This window comes from Streptomyces sp. NPDC003027 (assembly GCF_053591435.1).
Window position 1 is genome coordinate 79,713 of record NZ_JBSFTU010000008.1, and the last position, 18,800, is coordinate 98,512.

Here is an 18,800-nt window from a genome sequence, read left to right on the forward strand (position 1 = left end):
CCTACCGGCCGTTGCCCCCGCCGTTCCCGTTCCCGCGGCCGTTGCCTCCGCCGATCAGGTCCGGCGGGATGGTGATCTCCGGCAGCCCGTCGTCGCCGTCGCCCGGCTCGCGGTCGCCCGGCTTGTCGCCGCCGCCCGGCCTCCTGTCCCTCTCCTTGTCCTCGGGCTTGTCGCCGCGCGGTACGGAGATGGGAGCGAAGCTCGGCGTCTCGGAGGCGCTGAGCGCCCCTGTCATCGCGATCTTCCAGATGGGGCCGGGCAGGCAGCCACCGCAGACCTTGTCGTACGTCACGCCGCCGATGACGATGTCGTACATCGAGGTCTTCTCGCCGACGTCGTCACCGACCCACACCGCCGTGGACAGGTTCGGCGTGTAGCCGACGAACCAGGCGTCCTTGCGGTCGTTCGTCGTACCCGTCTTGCCGGCGTTGTCGCGGTCGCTCAGACCGGCCTTCGTACCGGTGCCGTCCTCGACGACGCCCTTCAGCATCTGGTTGATCGTGTCGGCGGTCCGCTCGCTCATCGCGCGCGAGCACTCGGTCCGCGGCACCTTCAGGTTCTCGCCGGACGCCGTCCTGATCGACTCGATGGCGATCGGCGTGCAGTACGTGCCCCGGTTGGCGAAGGTGGCGTACACGGCGGCCATGTCCAGCGGGGTGGCCTCCTGGCCGCCGAGGGTGATCGACGGAAGCTCCTTGAGCTTCTTGCCGAGTTCCCGCTCGTACCCCATCTTCTTGGCCATCTCGATCGTCTCGCAGAGGCCGGCCATCTGTTCCAGCTTCGCGAAGTACGTGTTGATGGACTTGCCGAGCGCGCTCGTCATGTCCCAGCTGCCGGCCTCGGACTCCAGCTCGTTCTGCAGCACCCAGTCGCCGGTGCCGGCCGGGCCACCGGCGCAGGTGGTGTACGAGTTCATGGGGAGCGTGATCTTCCACGGGGTGGCGAAGGACTGCGCCGGGCTCAGCCCCTTCTCCAGCGCCGCCGCGGCCGTGATCGGCTTGAACGTGGAGCCGACCTGGAAGCCGTAGGTGGTGCCGCCCATCTTGCTGCCGACGGCCAGGTTGAGCGTGGTCTGGTGCTGCTTCTGGTCCAGGCCGTACGGGCGGGACTGACCCATCGACAGGATCTTGCCGCTGCCCGGCTCGACCTGGACCACCGAGGCGGCGACCTTGTCGTCCTCGTTGATCTTGGCGACGGCGGCCGCGTTCGCCGCCTCCTGCGCCCGCGGGGAGAGCGTGGTCCTGATGGTCAGGCCACCGAGGTTCCACAGCTTCTGCCGCTCCTCGGTCGTCTTGCCGAAGACCGGGTCGGTCAGGATCGTCTTGCGGACGTAGTCGCAGAAGAAGCCGGCGCCGTCGACCGCGGTGATGCAGCCGTTCCGCGGCGCCTTCACCTTCAGCTTGATCGGCGTGGCCTTGGCCCGGTCCGCCTCGGCCTGGCTGATGTCCTTCACGTCGGCCATGCGCTGCAGCACCACGTTGCGCCGCTTGGTGGCTTCCTGGACGTCGTTGACCGGGTCGTAGCGGCTCGGCGACTGGACGAGGCCGGCCATCATCGCGGCCTCCTCCAGCTGGAGGTCGGCGGCGGGCTTGGAGAAGTAGCGCTGGGACGCAGCCTCGATGCCGTACGCCTGCTGACCGAAGAAGGTGATGTTGAGGTAGTTCTCGAGGATCTTCTTCTTCCCCAGCTCCTCCTCGACCTGGATCGCGTACTTCAGTTCGCGCACCTTGCGGCCGATGGTCTGCTGGGTGGCCTGGGCGACCTTCTCGGGGTCGTCGCCCGCCTCCTCCACGAAGACGTTCTTCACATACTGCTGGGTGAGCGTGGACGCGCCCTGTGCCACGCCGCCCGACTGGGCGTTGCGGTTGATCGCGCGCAGCACGCCCTTGAGGTCGACGGCTCCGTGCTCGTAGAAGCGGGAGTCCTCGATCGCGACGATCGCCTTCTGCATGTACGGGGAGATCTTCTCCAGCGGCACGACCTTCCGGTCGCGCGAGTACACGGTGGCGAGGTGGCCGCCCTCGGAGTCGAGGATCGTGGTGCGCTGACTCAGCGGCGGTGTCTTCAGGTTGGACGGGATTTCGTCGAACCCCTCGACCGTGCCCTTCGCCGCCAGCCCCAGTGCCCCGGCCGCGGGCAGGGCGATGCCCGCCAGCACGGCCCCGGCGAGCACGCTGACACCGAGGAACTTCGCGGCCTGCTGGGTCCCGGTCAGACCTCCACCCGAGCGCTTGTTTGCCATGGGGGCAGCCTAATCCGTAGGGGGTGGCGTTCCGCAGGAGCGGGGGCCTCTCGGAGCGTTCGCGTACCAGACCGTGACATCCGCCCAGGGCGTGGGCGTCCGGCGACGCGCGGGGCGTCACCGCTCTCATTTGCCGGACACGCGTATAGGCCTTGGCCTAAGCTGCTCTCAACTGTCACAGCAGTGTGGTCCCGCATCCCAGGGCCGGGCGTGACGTCGGTGTGGACACCCATGAACCCGAATCGTGGGAAGCCATGCCCGAATCCGCCCCATGCGTCACCCGAAGTCCCCGGTGACCCTGTCGCGGAAGCGTGAACCGTGCCGGTATGCCGGTTTGGGCACGCATGTCCTCGGGTCACTCCCCTGGGTGATCTGCCGCGTACGCATAGTCCGTTCGGGCCATTCAAGATTGGGCCCGAAGGGGGTGTTGCGCTGTGCCCACCTTCCGTAACGTCACCAACTGGTAGCGGTGAATATGCCGCTACCGCCGTGGGGGAGCCTCGATTCGGGAGAGGACGGCGCCGGTATGGGCTGGGTAGCTGACTGGAGTGCGCAGGCGGCCTGCCGCACTACCGATCCGGATGAACTTTTCGTGCAGGGTGCGGCGCAGAACAGGGCGAAGGCGGTGTGCACCGGGTGCCCGGTGCGGACCGAGTGCCTGGCCGACGCGCTCGACAACCGCGTGGAGTTCGGCGTGTGGGGCGGCATGACGGAGCGTGAGCGCCGTGCCCTGCTGCGCCGACGGCCGACCGTCACCTCGTGGCGGCGGCTGCTGGAGACGGCTCGTACGGAGTACGAGCGCGGCGCGGGCCTGCTGCCCGTGGCGATGGAGGACGACGCGACGTACGAGGCGTACGCCGCGGTGGGCTAGTTGCTGACGTACGAGGCGTACACCGCGGTGGGGCAGACCCGCGGGACGTCCCGTACCGCTCAGGCCGAGCGCGTACGTCCGGCCGTGAGCCGGTCACCGATGGCCCGCAGGCCGACGAGGTCGTGTACGTCGCCGGGCAGCGCGGCCACTTCGGCGACCGCCACCTCCGGGTGGAGCGCGGTGAAGCGGTCGCGCGTGCGCTGTTCGCGCGCGAGGACCTGCATCCGTTCGGCGTGCAGACGGAGCAGCCCCGCGGTCAACTGCTGGACATCCGGGTCGTGCTCGGCTGTGGGGGCAGCCTCGGGTGTCTCGGGTGTGACAGGTCGTGCGGGAGGTACGGCGGCGGTGGCGGTGTCCGACGGCTCCGCGGAAGTCTCCCGGGGGCCACGCCCAGCAGTCTTCCCGGCCCCCTGATCCACAATGCGCCCCTCGTCAAGATTTTCCGCGGCGGCCCGCGCCCGTTCGGCCGACAGCCGGGCGGCGCCGCTGCCGTGGACGCGGTTGAGGACGAGACCGGCCAGCGGCATCTCCTCGGCGGCCAGCCGCTCCACGAAGTACGCGGCCTCGCGCAGCGCGTCCCGCTCCGGCGTCGCGACCACGAGGAACGCCGTGCCCGGGGCCTGGAGCAGCCTGTACGTCGCGTCCGCCCGGGTCCGGAAGCCGCCGAACATGGTGTCCATGGCGGCCACGAAGGTCTGTACGTCCTTCAGGAACTGACCCCCCAGCAGCTTCCCCAGGGTCCCCGTCATCATCGACATGCCGACGTTGAGGAACTTCATCCCCGCCCGGCCGCCCATCTTCGCGGGCGCCATGAGGAGCTTGATGAACGTCCCGTCGAGGAAGGACCCCAGCCGCTTCGGCGCGTCCAGGAAGTCGAGCGCGGAGCGGGACGGCGGGGTGTCGACGACGATCAGGTCCCACTCGTCGCGGGCCCGCAGCTGCCCGAGCTTCTCCATCGCCATGTACTCCTGCGTACCGGCGAAACCGGCCGACAGGGACTGGTAGAAGGGGTTCTCCAGGATCGCCCTGGCCCGTTCGGGGTCGGCGTGCGCCTCGACGATCTCGTCGAAGGTCCGCTTCATGTCCAGCATCATGGCGTGCAGTTCGCCGGAGCCCGAGCCGGAGCCCTTGATGCCCTCCACCCTGCGGGGGACGTTGTCGAGCGAGTCGATCCCCATGGACTGGGCGAGCCGCCGCGCCGGGTCGATGGTCAGGACGACCACCCTCCGGCCCCGCTCCGCCGCGCGTACGCCGAGGGCCGCCGCCGTCGTCGTCTTGCCGACCCCGCCGGCGCCGCAGCAGACGATGATCCGGGTGCCCGGGTCGTCGATGAGCGGATCGAGCTCGAGGGCCGGCGCGGAGTCCAGCCCGTTTGCCAGGACCGGGATGTCCAGCCTGTTCATCGGGACCGGCATGTCGAGCCCGTTCCCCGGGGCCGGGACAACGTCCTTCGCCGGACCCGGGGTCACGTCCTTCGCCGTCACGCGCCCACCCCTTGCTTCCGCAGTTCCTTCGCCAGCCGGTACAGGCCGGCGATGTCCGCCCCGTCCCCCAGGAAGGGAAGTTCGTACGACGGCACGCCGAGCCCGGCGAGGACCGCCCGCTGCTCGCGCTCCAGCTCCACGCGCTGGGCGTGGTCCGCCGCCTGTTCGAGGAGGGGGCCGACCAGCTTCGTACCGCCGCTGACGCCCGCCGCGGCGAGGGTCCTCGCGATCGCGTCCCGGTGGTCGCCGGAGGCCGCCCGTACCGCCGCCTCGTCGAGCACGTGCGGACGCACCATGTTCACGATGACGTTGCCGACCGGCAGTTCCGCCTCCCGGAGCTCCGCGATGCCGTCCGCGGTCTCCTGGACCGGCATCTCCTCCAGCAGGGTCACCAGGTGCACGGCCGTCTCGGGGGACTTGAGCACCCGCATCACGGCCTGCGCCTGGTTGTGTATCGGGCCGATCCTGGCGAGGCCCGCCACCTCGTCGTTGACGTTGAGGAAGCGGGTGATCCGGCCGGTCGGGGGCGCGTCCATGACGATGTGGTCGTAGGTGTGACCGCCGTGCTTCTCGCGCCGGCGGACCGCCTCGCACGCCTTGCCGGTCAGCAGCACGTCGCGTACGCCGGGGGCGATCGTCGTCGCGAAGTCGATCGCGCCGAGCTTCTTCAGGGCCCGGCCGGCGCTGCCGAGTTTGTAGAACATCTGGAGGTAGTCGAGGAGGGCGCGCTCGGCGTCGATGGCCAGCGCGAAGACCTCGCCGCCGCCCGGGGCGACGGCGATCTTGCGCTCCTCGTACGGAAGGGCCTCCGTCTCGAAGAGCTGTGCGATGCCCTGTCTGCCTTCGACCTCCACGAGAAGGGTCCGCTTGCCCTCCGTGGCGAGGGCGAGCGCGAGGGCGGCGGCGACCGTCGTCTTACCGGTACCGCCCTTGCCGCTGACGACCTGGAGCCTGCTCACGCCTTCGAGCCTAACCACTGGCCGTGAAGCCCGGGCGACCGCCGCCCCATCCGGGTCGGGGTCGCCCGTGGGGGAGGCCGGGTGTGGCAGCGGATACAGTCGGCTCCATGACCAAGTGGGAATACGCGACCGTGCCCCTTCTCGTGCACGCGACGAAGCAGATTCTGGACACCTGGGGCGAGGACGGGTGGGAGCTCGTCCAGGTCGTGCCCGGGCCGAACAACCCCGAGCAGCTCGTGGCCTACCTGAAGCGGCAGAAGCCGTGAGCGGGGCCGTCGAGGCCAAGCTGGCCGAGCTGGGACTGACCCTGCCCGAGGTCGTACCGCCGCTGGCCGCGTACCAGCCGGCCGTGCGGTCGGGCGTGTACGTCTACACCTCGGGGCAGCTCCCGATGGTGGAGGGCAAGCTTCCGGTGACCGGCAAGGTCGGCGGAGAGGTCACCGCCGAGGAGGCCAAGGAGCTCGCGGCCACCTGCGCGCTGAACGCCCTCGCGGCCGTGAAGTCCGTCGCCGGTGACCTGGACCGGATCAAGCGGGTCGTGAAGGTCGTGGGCTTCGTCGCCTCCGCCGCCGACTTCACCGGGCAGCCGGGCGTCGTCAACGGCGCCAGCGAGCTGCTCGGCGCGGTCCTCGGCGACAAGGGCGTGCACGCGCGCAGCGCGGTGGGCGTGGCGGTGCTGCCGCTGGACGCCCCCGTCGAGGTCGAGGTCCAGGTGGAGCTCGAACAGGACTGACGTCCCGCCGTCCGCGACGAGCCGGTTCCCCCCGCCGGGGGGAATCGGCTCTCGTGCATCCGGGGTGTCCGGCATACGATCCGGCCATGGCGAATGGTCAGTGGTACCCCCCGGAATGGCCCGACCGCGTCCGCGCTCTCGCCGCGGGCGAGCTGGTCCCCGCGGCGCCCAGACGGGCCGCCACCGTCCTGCTGCTGCGGGACGGCGCCGAGGGGCAGGGGCCGAGCGTCCACATGCTGCGGCGGCGTACGTCCATGGCCTTCGCGGGCGGCGCGTACGCCTACCCCGGCGGCGGTGTCGATCCGCGTGACGAGCATCCCGTGCGCTGGGCCGGCCCCTCCCGGGAGACCTGGGCCGAGCGCCTCGGCCTCCCGGACCCGGCGCAGGCGCAGGCCGTCGTGTGCGCGGCCGTGCGCGAGACGTACGAGGAGGCGGGCGTGCTGCTCGCCGGGCCGACCGCGGACTCGGTGGTCGGGGACACGACCGGCGACGACTGGGAGAAGGACCGTGCGGCGCTGGTCGCCCGGGAGCTGTCCTTCTCCGACTTCCTCGACCGGCGCGGCCTGGTGCTGCGGTCCGACCTGCTCGGCGCGTGGGCGCGCTGGATCACGCCGGAGTTCGAGCGCCGGCGGTACGACACCTGGTTCTTCGTGGCCGTGCTGCCGGCCGGCCAGCGCACCCGCAACGCCTCGACCGAGGCGGACCGCACGGTCTGGATCCGCCCCGCGGACGCCGCGGCCGGCTACGACCGGGGCGAGCTGACGATGATGCCGCCGACGATCTCCACCCTGCGGGGCCTGGAGCGCTTCGGTACGGCCGCGGAGGCCCTGGCCGCCTCGGAGGGCCGGGACCTGGCTCCCGTGCTCGCCCAGGCGCGGCTGGAGGGGGACGAGCTGATCCTGAGCTGGCCGGGCCATGACGAGTTCACCAAGCACATCCCGAGCGGGGGCGGGGCACGATGACGGACGCCGCCGCGCTGCCGGGGCAGCCCAGGGGAGGGGTCCTCTCCGGGCCTGCGACCACCCGGGCCTTCAACGTGCTCGCGCCGAACCCGTCCGCGATGACGCTCGACGGCACCAACACCTGGATCGTCTCGGAGCCCGACTCCGACCTCGCCGTCGTCGTCGATCCCGGGCCGCTCGACGACGGCCATCTGCGGAGGGTCGTGGAGTGCGCCGAGAAGCTCGGCAAGCGGGTCGCCCTCACCCTGCTCACCCACGGCCACCCGGACCACGCCGAGGGGGCGAGCCGGTTCGCGGAGCTGACGGGGACCCATGTGCGGGCTCTCGACCCGGCGTTGCGGCTCGGTGACGAGGGGCTCGGGGCGGGGGACGTGGTCACGGTCGGCGGTCTGGAGCTGCGGGTGGTGCCGACGCCCGGCCACACCTCGGACTCGCTCTCCTTCCATCTGCCCGCCGACCGGGCCGTCCTGACGGGCGACACGATTCTGGGGCGCGGTACGACGATCGTCGCCCATCCCGACGGGCGGCTCGGCGACTATCTCGACTCGCTGCGCCGGCTGCGCTCGCTCACGGTCGACGACGGGGTCCGTACGGTGCTTCCCGGCCACGGGCCGGTGCTGGAGGACGCGCAGGGGGTGGTGGAGTTCTATCTCGCCCACCGCGCCGGCCGGCTCGCGCAGGTCGAGACGGCCGTCGAGAACGGTCTGACGACCGCCTCGGAGGTCGTCGCCCATGTGTACGCCGACGTGGACCGCTCGCTGTGGCCGGCCGCCGAGCTGTCCGTGCGGGCGCAGTTGGAGTATCTGCGGGATCACGGCCTGATCTGAGCGCCGTACGCGCGGGGTCGGGCATCGGGAGCGGGGGGTGGGGCGCCGGGGGTGGGTGCGGGGAGCTGAGCACCCCCGAGAAGTGGATCTTTTGGCCCGTGCTTTACGCTCCGCTTACTTCTGAACCGTAGTCCACGGGGGGCCGTCCATGTTCGTCCTGTCCATCCTGCTGCTCATCGCGGCGGTGGTGCTCTTCTTCGTCGCCCGCGCCAACGACACGCGCGGGCTCAAGCTCGGCGCGCTCGGTGCGCTCCTCGCCGGTGTCTTCTCGCTGATGGGCTCCACGCTCTACATCATCAGCGCGTACGAGGTCGGAGTCCCGGTCGCGTTCGGCAAGGTCGGCTCGCCCATGACCTCCGGCATGCACTTCAAGTCGCCGTTCACCGACGTCACGACCTTCTCGACCCGCCCCGTCGACCTCAACCTCTCCGACAAGGACGTGGTCGAGGTCCGTTCCTCGCAGGGCGGTGTCATGTACGCCGAGGTGACCGTGAAGTGGGCGGTGACCCCGGCCAAGGCCGTCGAGCTCTACCGGCTCGCCGGCAGCGAGGACGCCATCCAGCAGCGGCTGGTCTACCCCGACAGCCGGGAGATCGTCCGCAACGTGTTCGCCCGTCACACGAGCGAGCAGGGCTATGCCAGTGACCGCGAGAAGATCAACGCCGAGATCGGTGACCTGATCAAGGAGCGTCTGGCGCCGCGCGGCATCGCCGTCACCACGGTCAACCTGCGCAACGTGAAGCCCTCGGACGCCCTTCAGGGCCAGATCGACCGCAAGATCCAGCAGCAGCAGGCGACCGAGCGCGCGACCGAGGCCTCCCGTACGGCCAAGGCCGAGGCGGACCGGCGCCGTATCGAGGCCGAGGGCATCGCCCGCGCCAACAAGATCCTCAACGACTCGCTGAGCGACAAGGTCCTGCTGAACCAGTGCATCGAGGCGTTCAAGGAGGCCGCGGCGAAGAACCCGGTCTACGCCGTGCCGTGCGGCGGTGGCAGCGGGAACCCGCTGATCGTCGACGGTACGAAGCGGTAGTCACGCCTACGAGAAAGGGCCGCCCCGGTCGAAACCGGGGCGGCCCTTTTCGTACGTACGGATCGCGGACCGCGAGCTGTCCGTACGGAGGCTTGGCGCGAGCTGTCCGTACGGATCGCTTACCGCGAGCGCTTCGCGAGGCGCTCCACGTCCAGCAGGATCACGGCGCGGGCCTCCAGGCGCAGCCAGCCGCGCTGGGCGAAGTCCGCCAGGGCCTTGTTGACCGTCTCGCGGGAGGCGCCGACCAGCTGGGCCAGCTCTTCCTGGGTCAGGTCGTGGACGACGTGGATGCCCTCCTCCGACTGCACACCGAAGCGGCGCGACAGGTCGAGGAGTGCGCGGGCGACACGGCCCGGCACGTCGGAGAAGACCAGGTCGGACATCTGGTCGTTGGTCTTGCGCAGCCGGCGCGCGACCGCGCGCAGCAGGGCGGTGGCCACCTCGGGGCGGGCGTTCAGCCAGGGCTGGAGGTCGCCGTGGCCCAGGCCGAGGAGCTTGACCTCGGTCAGCGCCGTCGCGGTGGCGGTGCGCGGGCCCGGGTCGAAGAGGGACAGCTCACCGATGAGCTCGCCGGGGCCGAGGACCGCCAGCATGTTCTCCCGGCCGTCGGGCGAGGTGCGGTGGAGCTTCACCTTGCCCTCGGTGACCACGTACAGGCGGTCGCCGGGATCTCCCTCGTGGAAGAGCGCGTCGCCACGGGCGAGCGTCGCTTCACTCATCGAGGCGCGCAGCTCCGCGGCCTGCTCGTCATCGAGCGCCGCGAAGAGCGGGGCGCGCCGCAGAACGTCGTCCACGAGTTCTCTCCTATGTCGACCTGCTCAGGGGACCTTGATCCCATGATGCCGGACGCACAAAACAGTGCGATCAATCACAACAAGTTTGACGTACCGAACCGCCCGTCCGTACGCCAGGGGCCCGATTGGGTCCTGATCGGCCGTGGCCGGGGCGGATGTCCGTGCTGCCCCTTAGGCTGGCCGGGTGTCCAACTCGCCGGTGAGAGCGCAGGCCAAGGGGGCTGGGAGAGTGTCCGCCAAGGGTGATTCCGCTGTGGGCGAACAGGGTGTGCCGAAGGCGGCAAATGCGGCAAAACGCCCGGCGGGAGGTGCGGTGAAGGCAGCGAAGAAGGCTTCTGGGACGGCGAAGAGCGGGGTGGCGAAGACCGCCAAGGCCCCGGCGGTGAAGACCCCGAAGGCGGCCACGAAGACACCCAAGGCTCCGGCGGCGAAGACCCCGAAGCCGGCCCCCAGGCCCGCGAAACCGGAATCCCGCCTGGCCATGGTCCGCCGGGCCCGGAAGATCAACCGGGAGCTGGCCGACGTCTATCCGTACGCCCACCCCGAACTGGACTTCCGGAACCCCTTCGAGCTGCTCGTCGCCACGGTCCTGTCCGCCCAGACCACGGATCTGCGGGTCAACCAGACCACCCCCGCCCTCTTCGCGAGGTACCCGACGCCGGAGGACCTCGCCGCCGCCGTGCCCGAGGAGGTCGAGGAGCTCATCCGCCCGACCGGCTTCTTCCGCGCCAAGACCAAGTCGATCATGGGCCTCGCCAAGGCCCTGCGTGACGACTTCGGCGGCGAGGTCCCCGGCCGGCTCGACGACCTGGTGAAGCTGCCGGGCGTCGGCCGCAAGACCGCCTTCGTCGTCCTCGGCAACGCCTTCGGCGTTCCCGGCATCACGGTCGACACCCACTTCATGCGGCTCGCCCGCCGTTGGAAGTGGACCGATCAGGACGACCCGGTCAAGATCGAGGCCGAGATCGCCGAGATCTTCCCCCGGAGCGAGTGGACGATGCTCTCCCACCGGGTGATCTTCCACGGCCGCCGGATCTGCCACGCCCGCAAGCCCGCCTGCGGCGCCTGCCCGATCGCCCCGCTCTGCCCGGCGTACGGCGAGGGCGAGACCGACCCCGAGAAGGCCGCGAAGCTCCTGAAGTACGAGAAGGGCGGCTATCCGGGCCAGCGGCTCAACCCGCCACCGGACTACCCGGGCCGCCCGGCGCCCCCGGCCGTGGGCGTCGCCCCGGGCGCCGGGGCGTGACGGGGCCGTGAGGGAACGAAGCCATGCTGCGATCGCGTTGTGAAACACGGGGGTGCCTATGACGCGCACTGACGAAGAGACAGCGGCCGGCACGACGCACGGCGTCGGTACCGGCGGCCTGCTCAGCCGCGAGGGGCTGCCCGGCTGGCTGGCCCCCGTCGACCGGGCCGCTCGCACGGTCCGGCCCGAGCAGCTCAGCCGCTTCCTGCCGCCCGCGAACGGCGCCGGACGCCAGTCCGCCGTGCTCATCCTCTTCGGTGAGGGCGAGCGCGGGCCCGAGCTGCTGCTGATGGAACGCTCCGGCAGCCTGCGCTCGCACGCCGGACAGCCCTCCTTCCCCGGCGGCGCCCTCGACCCGGAGGACGGTGACCCGGCCGACGGCGGCCTGCTGCGGGCGGCGCTGCGCGAGGCCGAGGAGGAGACCGGCCTCGACCCTTCCGGTGTCCAGATCTTCGGCGTGCTGCCCCAGCTCTACATCCCGGTCAGCCGCTTCGTCGTCACCCCCGTGCTCGGCTGGTGGCGCGTCCCCAGCCCGGTCGGGGTGGTCGACCCCGCCGAGACCGCCCGGGTCTTCACCGTCCCCGTGGCGGATCTCACGGATCCGGCCAACCGCGCGACCGCCGTCCACCCCAGCGGCCACCGAGGCCCTGCGTTCACGGTCGCTTCCGCTCTGGTCTGGGGTTTCACGGCCGGAGTGATCGACAGGATTCTGCACTACGCGGGCTGGGAGAGGCCGTGGGACCGCGCGAAGCAGGTCCCGCTCGACTGGCGCTCATGACAGGCTGGCCCAGGGCGACCTAAGACGAATCTGCGAGGCTATTGACGGTGAACGTGCTGGACATCCTGCTGCTGCTCGCCGCCGTGTGGTTCGCGATCATCGGCTACCGCCAGGGATTCGTGGTCGGCGTCCTGTCGGTGATCGGCTTCCTCGGCGGCGGCCTCGTGGCCGTCTTCCTGCTGCCGGTCCTCTGGAAGCAGCTGACGGACAATTCGGAGGTCACCACCACGGCGACCATCTTCTTCGTGATCGTCGTCATCGTCTGCGCCTCGGTCGGCCAGGCGTTCACCACCCACCTCGGCAACAAGCTGCGCCGGCACATCACCTGGTCACCCGCGCGCGCCCTGGACGCGACCGGCGGCGCGCTGGTCAACGTGGTGGCGATGCTGCTGGTCGCCTGGCTGCTCGGCTCCGCGCTCGCCCAGACCGCGATGCCCACGCTGGGCAAGGAGGTGCGGAGTTCCAAGGTGCTGCTCGGCGTCGAGCGGGTGATGCCCGATCAGGCGTCCGCCTGGTTCTCCGACTTCACCTCGACGCTCGCCCAGAACGGCTTCCCGCAGGTCTTCAGCCCCTTCGCCAACGAGCCCATCACCGAGGTACGGCCGCCGGACCCGGCGCTCGCCGGCAGCCCGGTCGCCGCCCGCGCCCAGCGCTCCATCGTCAAGGTCGTGGGTACGGCCACCAGCTGCGGCAAGGTGCTCGAAGGCACCGGCTTCGTCTTCGCCGACCGCCGGGTCATGACCAACGCCCATGTCGTCGGAGGCGTCGACGAGCCCACCGTCCAGATCGGCGGCGAGGGCAGGCTGTACGACGCGAAGGTCGTCCTCTACGACTGGCAGCGCGACATCGCCGTACTGGACGTGCCGGACCTGGACGCCGTGCCCCTGCGGTTCACCGACCAGGACGCCCGCAGCGGCGACAGCGCGATCGTCGCCGGCTTCCCGGAGAACGGCTCGTACGACGTGCGCTCGGCGCGCGTCCGGGGCCGTATCAACGCCAACGGACCGGACATCTACCACCACGGCCAGGTGCGCAGGGACGTGTACTCCCTGTACGCCACGGTCCGTCAGGGCAACTCCGGCGGCCCGCTGCTCACCGAGAACGGAGAGGTCTCCGGCGTGATCTTCGCCCGCTCGCTCGACGACCCGAACACCGGCTACGCGCTGACGGTGGACGAGATCCGCGACGACATCGCCCAGGGCCGCACGGCCAACCAGCAGGTCGACAGCAGGGGCTGCGCGCTGTAGCCGGACGGGCGCGGACGGTCGGTCACGGTTGACGCCCACGGCCGGTGGGCGGACGCCGGACGGCCGGATGCCGGACGGGCGGACGCGGGCGGCTCAGTCGCGGGTGTGCCGGAGCCGGGCCGACACCCAGCGGGCCCGGCGGCGCAGGATGCGCGGGATCCCCATGTCGTCCCGCGCGGCATGGGAGCGGCCCGGGTCCTGAGGGCCACTCCTCTCCAGAGAACCCGGCCCAGCGGCCGAGCGGCGGTTGCGTGCCGTGTCACCGTAGTCGTGCGTCCAGCCCATACCCCGACGTGTGCCCGGGCCCCAAGGTCGGTAACCGCCCCGGAGCCCGCCAATTGGAGTATGCGCGGGGCAATTGGCGTTCGGTGGGCGGATGTACGTTCGCCGGATCAGCGGTCGGGCTCGGGGTCCTTGAGCCAGTTGATGAGCTCCGTCGAGAACGCCGCCGGGTCCTCTTCGTGCGGGAAGTGCCCCAGGCCGTCGAAGAGGCGCCAGCGGTAGGGCGCCTCCACGTACTCGCCGGAGCCCGCCGCGCTGCGCGTCCGCATCGCCGGGTCCATGGAACCGTGCAGATGCAGGGTGGGTACCCGCACCGGACGCTTCATACGCCGGTTGAACTGGATCCCGTCCGGCCGCGCCAGCGAGCGGACCATCCAGCGGTAGGGCTCGATCGAGCAGTGCGCCGTCGACGGAATGCACATCGCCCGCCGGTACACCTCGATCGCCTCCTCGTCGGGCAGTCCCGGGCCCGTCCAGTCCTGGATCAGCCGGCCCACCAGCGCCCCCTCGTCCGCCACGAGCTGACGCTCCGGCAGCCAGGGGCGCTGGAAGCCCCATACGTACGAACCAGCCCGTGACTGCGAGAAGTCCGAGAGCATCGCCGACCGCCAGCGGCGCGGGTGCGGCATCGAGGAGACCGCGAGCCGGCGCACCAGCTTCGGGCGCATGACCGCCGCCGTCCAGGCGAGATAGCCGCCCAGGTCGTGTCCGACCAGCGCCGCGTCCGGCTCCCCGAGGGAGCGGATGACGCCGGTGATGTCGAGTGCCAGGTTGGCGGGGTCGTAACCCCTCGGCGTACGGTCGCTGCCGCCCACACCCCGCAGGTCCATCGCGACCGCCCGGAAGCCAGCGTCGGCGAGGGCGGGCAGCTGGTGGCGCCAGGTCCACCAGAACTGCGGGAAGCCGTGCAGCAGCAGCACGAGCGGGCCGTCGCCCATCTCCGCGATGTGGAAGCGCGCGCCGTTGGCGGCCACGTCCCGGTGGGTCCACGGCCCATCGATCCGTACGGGGCTGCCGGTGGTGCCGCTGCCGTTGCTGCTCTCAGGGACGGTCATGCGGACGAGCGTCCCACAACCGCGGGCTTCTCCTGGACCGTGCCCGGCAGGACCGCTCGTTCGGGTCGGGGGTGCGGCTTGGCGTTCTGCAGGATCGCGGCCGTCTGCTTGGCCGAGGCGATCGACTTCTCCGGCGGCTTGACCTTCTTGAACTTGGCGTAGGCGATCAGTCCGAGCAGCCCCGCCAGCAGCACGTTCGCCGCGAAGGAGAGCAGGAAGCAGACCGAGATGTGCCAGCCGCTCCACGCCTGGATGCCGTAGGCGAGCGCGAAGCTCAGCATGGGCAGTGAGAACAGCAGCACCGCTGCCGCCGCCCCGCCGGCGGCGCCGCCGATGGCGCCGCGCTTGACGTCCTGTCGGATCTCGGCCTTCGCCAGCGCGATCTCGTCGTGCACCAGCGCGGACATCTCGGCGGTCGCCGAGGCGACCAGCTGGCCGAGGCTGCGCTCGGCTCCGTTGACCGGGTCGCTCATCGCTGCTCCCTTTTCTCTTCGACGGTCCGACCTCAGATCATGCCGGACTGTCGGCGTCATCGCGCGGTGCCCCCGCCAGTCGTGCCTTCTCGCGATGTTCGGCGGCCTTCCTCTCGTGGATCGCCGCCATCCGGAGGTGGTACTCCGGGTCGTGCTGCTCGTACACGTCCGGGATGCCGTCCTCGTCCTCGTCGCGCTCCTCTTCGGCGAGCAGCGCCTCGTACTTCCGTACCCGCAGCTTGAGCAGGAATGTCGCCAGTACGGCCGCGATCAGGGAGCCGATCAGGACGGCGGCCTTGACCTCGTCCGTCAGGGCCGCGTCGCCCTCGAAGGCCAGCTCGCCGATGAGCAGGGAGACGGTGAAGCCGATTCCGGCGAGGGTGGCGACGGCGAACACGTCCGGCCAGGCGAGGTCCGGGTTGAGCTCGGCCTTGGTGAAGCGGGCGGCGAGCCACGTACCGCCGAAGATGCCGACCGCCTTGCCGACCACCAGGCCGAGGACGACACCGAGGGTGACCGGCTGGGTGAAGACGTCGCCGATCGACTTCCCGGTGACGGCGACCCCGGCCGAGAACAGGGCGAACAGCGGCACGGCCAGTCCGGCGGAGAGGGGGCGGACCAGGTGCTCGATGTGCTCGCCGGGGGAGTGCCGCTCGCCGTCCCGCCGGGCGCAGCGCAGCATCAGGCCCATGGCGACACCGGCGATGGTGGCGTGGACGCCGCTGTTGTACATCAGGCCCCAGACGACCAGGGCCAGCGGGACGTACACGTACCAGCCGCGGACTCCCGTGCGCAGCAGCACCCAGAAGACGACGAGTCCGGCGAAGGCACCGCCGAGGGCGGCGAAGTTCAGGTCGCTGGTGAAGAAGACCGCGATGATCAGGATCGCGAACAGGTCGTCGACGACGGCGAGCGTCAGCAGGAACGCGCGGAGGGCGGAGGGCAGGGAGGTGCCGATGACCGCGAGTACGGCGAGCGCGAAGGCGATGTCGGTGGCGGTGGGTACGGCCCAGCCGTCCATCGAGCCGCCGCCGACGGCGTTCGTCACGGCGTAGACCAGGGCGGGCGCGGCCATGCCGCAGAGCGCGGCGATCACGGGGAGCGCGGCGGCCTTGGGGTCGCGCAGCTCGCCCGCCACCAGCTCACGCTTGAGCTCGATGCCGGCGACGAAGAAGAAGACGGCGAGGAGTCCGTCGGCCGCCCAGTGCTCGATGGACAGGTCGAGGCCGAGGGCGGCGGGGCCGATGTGGAAGTCCCGTACGGACTCGTAGCTGTCGCCGAGGGGGCTGTTGGCCCAGACGAGCGCGGCGACCGCGGCGAGGAGCAGCAGCACGCCGCCGACGGTCTCGGCGCGCAGCGCGTCGGCGAGGAACCGCCGCTCGGGGAGCGGCAGCAGGCCGAGGAACCTGCGGTCGGTGGGGGTGCGGTCGGTGGTGGTGGGCGCGGGCACGGTGGGAGGCCTCCGGTCGGTTGGGCAGCACGAAGCACATGCCGACCAGACTTCCCGGCGCACCTAGTTTTCCTTGTCGCGTCGCTGACGCTTTCTTTACCTTACCTAAGGAGCCCGGGTGGTGTCCGGTGATCTTCACCGTAGGTGCCGGCGGCCCGTCCGGCCCGTTGTGGACGGGCGAAGGCGCCCGCCCCAGGTGGCCTGGAGCGGGCGCCTTCGTGGCCTCGGGGGCTCAGTCCTCGCTGGAAGCGCTCGGCAGCTTCGTCTGGATGAGCGCCATGACCGACGAGTCCGTCAGAGTGGTGACGTCCCCCAGCTCCCGGTTCTCGGCGACGTCACGCAGCAGCCGCCGCATGATCTTGCCGGATCGCGTCTTGGGCAGCTCCTGCACGGGCAGGATCCGCTTCGGCTTCGCGATCGGCCCGAGCGTCGCGCCCACGTGGTCGCGCAGCTCCGCGACGAGGCCGTCGGTCTCGCTCGCCGTACCGCGCAGGATGACGAAGGCGACGATCGCCTGTCCGGTCGTCTCGTCCGCGGCGCCGACCACGGCCGCCTCGGCGACGGACGGGTGCGAGACGAGCGCCGACTCGACCTCGGTGGTGGAGATGTTGTGCCCGGAGACGAGCATGACGTCGTCGACCCGGCCGAGCAGCCAGATGTCGCCGTCCTCGTCCTTCTTCGCGCCGTCGCCGGCGAAGTACTTGCCCTCGAAGCGCGACCAGTAGGTGTCGATGAACCGCTGGTCGTCGCCCCAGATCGTACGGAGCATCGACGGCCACGGCTCGGTGAGGACCAGATAGCCGCCACCGCCGTTCGGCACCTCGTTCGCCTCGTCGTCGACGACGGTCGCGGAGATGCCCGGGAGGGCGCGCTGGGCCGAGCCCGGCTTGGTGTGGGTGACGCCCGGCAGCGGCGAGATCATCATCGCACCGGTCTCGGTCTGCCACCAGGTGTCCACGATCGGGGTCTTGCCCGCGCCGATGTGCTCGCGGTACCAGATCCACGCCTCGGGGTTGATCGGCTCGCCGACCGAGCCGAGGACACGGAGGCTGGAGAGGTCGAACTTGGCGGGGATGTCGTCTCCCCACTTCATGAACGTACGGATCGCCGTCGGGGCGGTGTAGAGGATCGTCACGCCGTACTTCTGGACGATCTCCCAGAACCGGCCCTGGTGCGGGGTGTCGGGCGTGCCCTCGTACATGACCTGCGTCGCGCCGTTGGCCAGCGGGCCGTAGACGATGTACGAGTGTCCGGTCACCCAGCCGATGTCGGCGGTGCACCAGTAGACGTCGGTCTCCGGCTTGAGGTCGAAGACGGCGTGGTGCGTGTACGCGGCCTGGGTCAGATAGCCGCCGGAGGTGTGCAGGATGCCCTTGGGCTTACCGGTCGTGCCGGAGGTGTAGAGGATGAAGAGCGGGTGCTCGGCCTCGAACGGCTCCGGCGTGTGCTCGGCGGACTGGCGGGCGACGATGTCGTGCCACCACACGTCCCGGCCCTCGGTGAAGGTGCTTCCCGCCTCTTCGAGGGACTGGCCGGTGCGGCGGACCACGAGGACGTGCTCGACCTGCGGGCACTTGGCGACGGCCTCGTCGATGGCGGGCTTGAGCGCGGACGGCTTGCCGCGGCGGTAGCCGCCGTCGGCGGTGACGACGAGCTTGGCGTCGGCGTCCTGGATGCGGGAGGCGACGGCGTCGGCGGAGAAGCCGCCGAAGACCACCGAGTGCGCGGCGCCGATGCGGGCGCAGGCCAGCATGGTGATGGCCGCCTCGGGGATCATCGGGAGGTAGACGGCGACCCGGTCGCCCTTGCGGACCCCCAGCTCGGTCAGGGCGTTGGCGGCCCGGGAGACCTCGTCCTTGAGCTCGGCGTAGGTGATGGCGCGGCTGTCGCCCGGCTCGCCCTCGAAGTGGATGGCGACCCGGTCGCCGTTGCCCGCCTCGACATGGCGGTCGACGCAGTTGTACGCCACGTTGAGCTCGCCGTCGGCGAACCACTTGGCGAAGGGCGGGTTCGACCAGTCGAGGGTCTCGGTCGGCTCGGTGGCCCAGGTGAGCCGCCTCGCCTGCTCGGCCCAGAAGCCAAGCCTGTCCGCCGCGGCCTGCTCGTACGCCTCCGCCGTCACGTTGGCGTGCGCGGCCAGCTCGGTCGGCGGCGCGAACCGCCGCTCTTCCTTGAGCAGGTTGGCCAGGCTTTCGTTGCTCACGACATCTCCCTTTCCCAGGGCGTCCTATGTGCCTATGTGTCCCGCGTCATACCTCATCAGTCCGAGGCCCGGGTGACAAGAGTCTCCAGGAAATTGGTTTAGACCTATAGGGTGGCGGGCGTGAGGTGGCCCCTTCTCCCCGGGCGGCGGGGAGAAGGGGC

The 18,800-nt window shown here is 70.8% G+C and carries 18 protein-coding genes; 9 read left to right on the plus strand and 9 right to left on the minus strand.

The window, feature by feature from the left end:
* Position 1 precedes the first annotated feature (1 nt).
* Positions 2-2,242, minus strand: a complete 2,241-nt coding sequence (locus ACWDX6_RS08895; RefSeq protein WP_451484245.1) for a transglycosylase domain-containing protein — start codon at positions 2,240-2,242, stop codon at positions 2-4.
* 526 nt (positions 2,243-2,768) lie between these two features.
* Here ACWDX6_RS08895 and ACWDX6_RS08900 point away from each other — a divergent pair.
* Positions 2,769-3,113: a WhiB family transcriptional regulator gene (locus ACWDX6_RS08900; protein WP_026058363.1), complete on the plus strand. Its 345-nt coding sequence runs from the start codon at positions 2,769-2,771 to the stop codon at positions 3,111-3,113.
* A 59-nt stretch (positions 3,114-3,172) separates the two neighbouring features.
* On the opposite strand, the gene ACWDX6_RS08905 is transcribed toward ACWDX6_RS08900, so the two are convergent.
* Entirely contained in the window at positions 3,173-4,516 is a 1,344-nt protein-coding gene (locus tag ACWDX6_RS08905; protein ID WP_451484333.1) for an ArsA family ATPase, read from the minus strand.
* A 77-nt stretch (positions 4,517-4,593) separates the two neighbouring features.
* Positions 4,594-5,556: an ArsA family ATPase gene (locus ACWDX6_RS08910; RefSeq protein WP_451484246.1), complete on the minus strand. Its 963-nt coding sequence runs from the start codon at positions 5,554-5,556 to the stop codon at positions 4,594-4,596.
* A 107-nt stretch (positions 5,557-5,663) separates the two neighbouring features.
* Here ACWDX6_RS08910 and ACWDX6_RS08915 point away from each other — a divergent pair, with 107 nt between their 5' ends.
* The 5 genes from ACWDX6_RS08915 (at position 5,664) to ACWDX6_RS08935 (ending at position 9,111) form a co-directional block, all read left to right on the plus strand.
* On the plus strand, positions 5,664-5,822 hold the full coding sequence (locus ACWDX6_RS08915) for a DUF4177 domain-containing protein (protein WP_451484247.1): 159 nt from the start codon (positions 5,664-5,666) through the stop codon (positions 5,820-5,822).
* Positions 5,819-6,289, plus strand: a complete 471-nt coding sequence (locus ACWDX6_RS08920) for a RidA family protein (RefSeq protein ID WP_451484248.1) — start codon at positions 5,819-5,821, stop codon at positions 6,287-6,289. Before ACWDX6_RS08915 ends, ACWDX6_RS08920 begins: the two co-directional genes overlap by 4 nt.
* Before the next feature lie 86 nt (positions 6,290-6,375).
* Positions 6,376-7,251, plus strand: coding sequence for an NUDIX hydrolase (locus ACWDX6_RS08925; protein WP_451484249.1), 876 nt, complete (start codon positions 6,376-6,378; stop codon positions 7,249-7,251).
* The gene (locus ACWDX6_RS08930) at positions 7,248-8,078 is read left to right on the plus strand and encodes an MBL fold metallo-hydrolase (protein WP_451484250.1); all 831 of its coding nucleotides are present in this window, start codon (positions 7,248-7,250) and stop codon (positions 8,076-8,078) included. Before ACWDX6_RS08925 ends, ACWDX6_RS08930 begins: the two co-directional genes overlap by 4 nt.
* A 148-nt stretch (positions 8,079-8,226) precedes the next feature.
* Positions 8,227-9,111 (plus strand): prohibitin family protein, encoded by an 885-nt coding sequence (locus ACWDX6_RS08935; RefSeq protein ID WP_451484251.1) that lies wholly within the window; start codon positions 8,227-8,229, stop codon positions 9,109-9,111.
* Between the two features lie 119 nt (positions 9,112-9,230).
* On the opposite strand, the gene ACWDX6_RS08940 is transcribed toward ACWDX6_RS08935, so the two are convergent.
* Positions 9,231-9,905 carry a Crp/Fnr family transcriptional regulator gene (locus ACWDX6_RS08940; RefSeq protein WP_015034542.1) on the minus strand — a complete coding sequence of 225 codons (675 nt, stop codon included), beginning with the start codon at positions 9,903-9,905 and terminating at the stop codon, positions 9,231-9,233.
* A gap of 184 nt (positions 9,906-10,089) precedes the next feature.
* Between ACWDX6_RS08940 and nth the strand changes: the two genes are divergently transcribed.
* Genes nth through ACWDX6_RS08955 form a run of 3 tightly spaced genes read left to right on the plus strand, consistent with a single transcriptional unit; the run spans position 10,090 to position 13,176 of the window.
* The gene (nth, locus tag ACWDX6_RS08945; RefSeq protein WP_451484252.1) at positions 10,090-11,151 is read left to right on the plus strand and encodes an endonuclease III; all 1,062 of its coding nucleotides are present in this window, start codon (positions 10,090-10,092) and stop codon (positions 11,149-11,151) included.
* Positions 11,152-11,209: 58 nt separating this feature from the next.
* Positions 11,210-11,929: an NUDIX hydrolase gene (locus ACWDX6_RS08950; protein ID WP_451484253.1), complete on the plus strand. Its 720-nt coding sequence runs from the start codon at positions 11,210-11,212 to the stop codon at positions 11,927-11,929.
* 47 nt (positions 11,930-11,976) lie between these two features.
* Complete coding sequence (locus ACWDX6_RS08955) at positions 11,977-13,176, plus strand: MarP family serine protease (protein WP_451484254.1); 1,200 nt, start codon at positions 11,977-11,979, stop codon at positions 13,174-13,176.
* A 93-nt stretch (positions 13,177-13,269) separates the two neighbouring features.
* On the opposite strand, the gene ACWDX6_RS08960 is transcribed toward ACWDX6_RS08955, so the two are convergent.
* From ACWDX6_RS08960 to acs, 5 genes are all read right to left on the minus strand, one after another.
* Entirely contained in the window at positions 13,270-13,461 is a 192-nt protein-coding gene (locus ACWDX6_RS08960) for a hypothetical protein (RefSeq protein WP_451484255.1), read from the minus strand.
* A 107-nt stretch (positions 13,462-13,568) separates the two neighbouring features.
* Positions 13,569-14,513 carry an alpha/beta fold hydrolase gene (locus tag ACWDX6_RS08965; protein ID WP_451484256.1) on the minus strand — a complete coding sequence of 315 codons (945 nt, stop codon included), beginning with the start codon at positions 14,511-14,513 and terminating at the stop codon, positions 13,569-13,571.
* Positions 14,510-14,986, minus strand: a complete 477-nt coding sequence (locus tag ACWDX6_RS08970; protein ID WP_451484257.1) for a phage holin family protein — start codon at positions 14,984-14,986, stop codon at positions 14,510-14,512. The genes ACWDX6_RS08965 and ACWDX6_RS08970 overlap by 4 nt, the downstream gene beginning before the upstream one ends.
* Positions 14,987-15,023: 37 nt before the next feature.
* On the minus strand, positions 15,024-16,436 hold the full coding sequence (nhaA, locus tag ACWDX6_RS08975) for a Na+/H+ antiporter NhaA (RefSeq protein WP_451484258.1): 1,413 nt from the start codon (positions 16,434-16,436) through the stop codon (positions 15,024-15,026).
* Between the two features lie 232 nt (positions 16,437-16,668).
* Positions 16,669-18,639, minus strand: coding sequence for an acetate--CoA ligase (gene acs, locus ACWDX6_RS08980; RefSeq protein WP_451484259.1), 1,971 nt, complete (start codon positions 18,637-18,639; stop codon positions 16,669-16,671).
* Positions 18,640-18,800 lie beyond the last annotated feature (161 nt).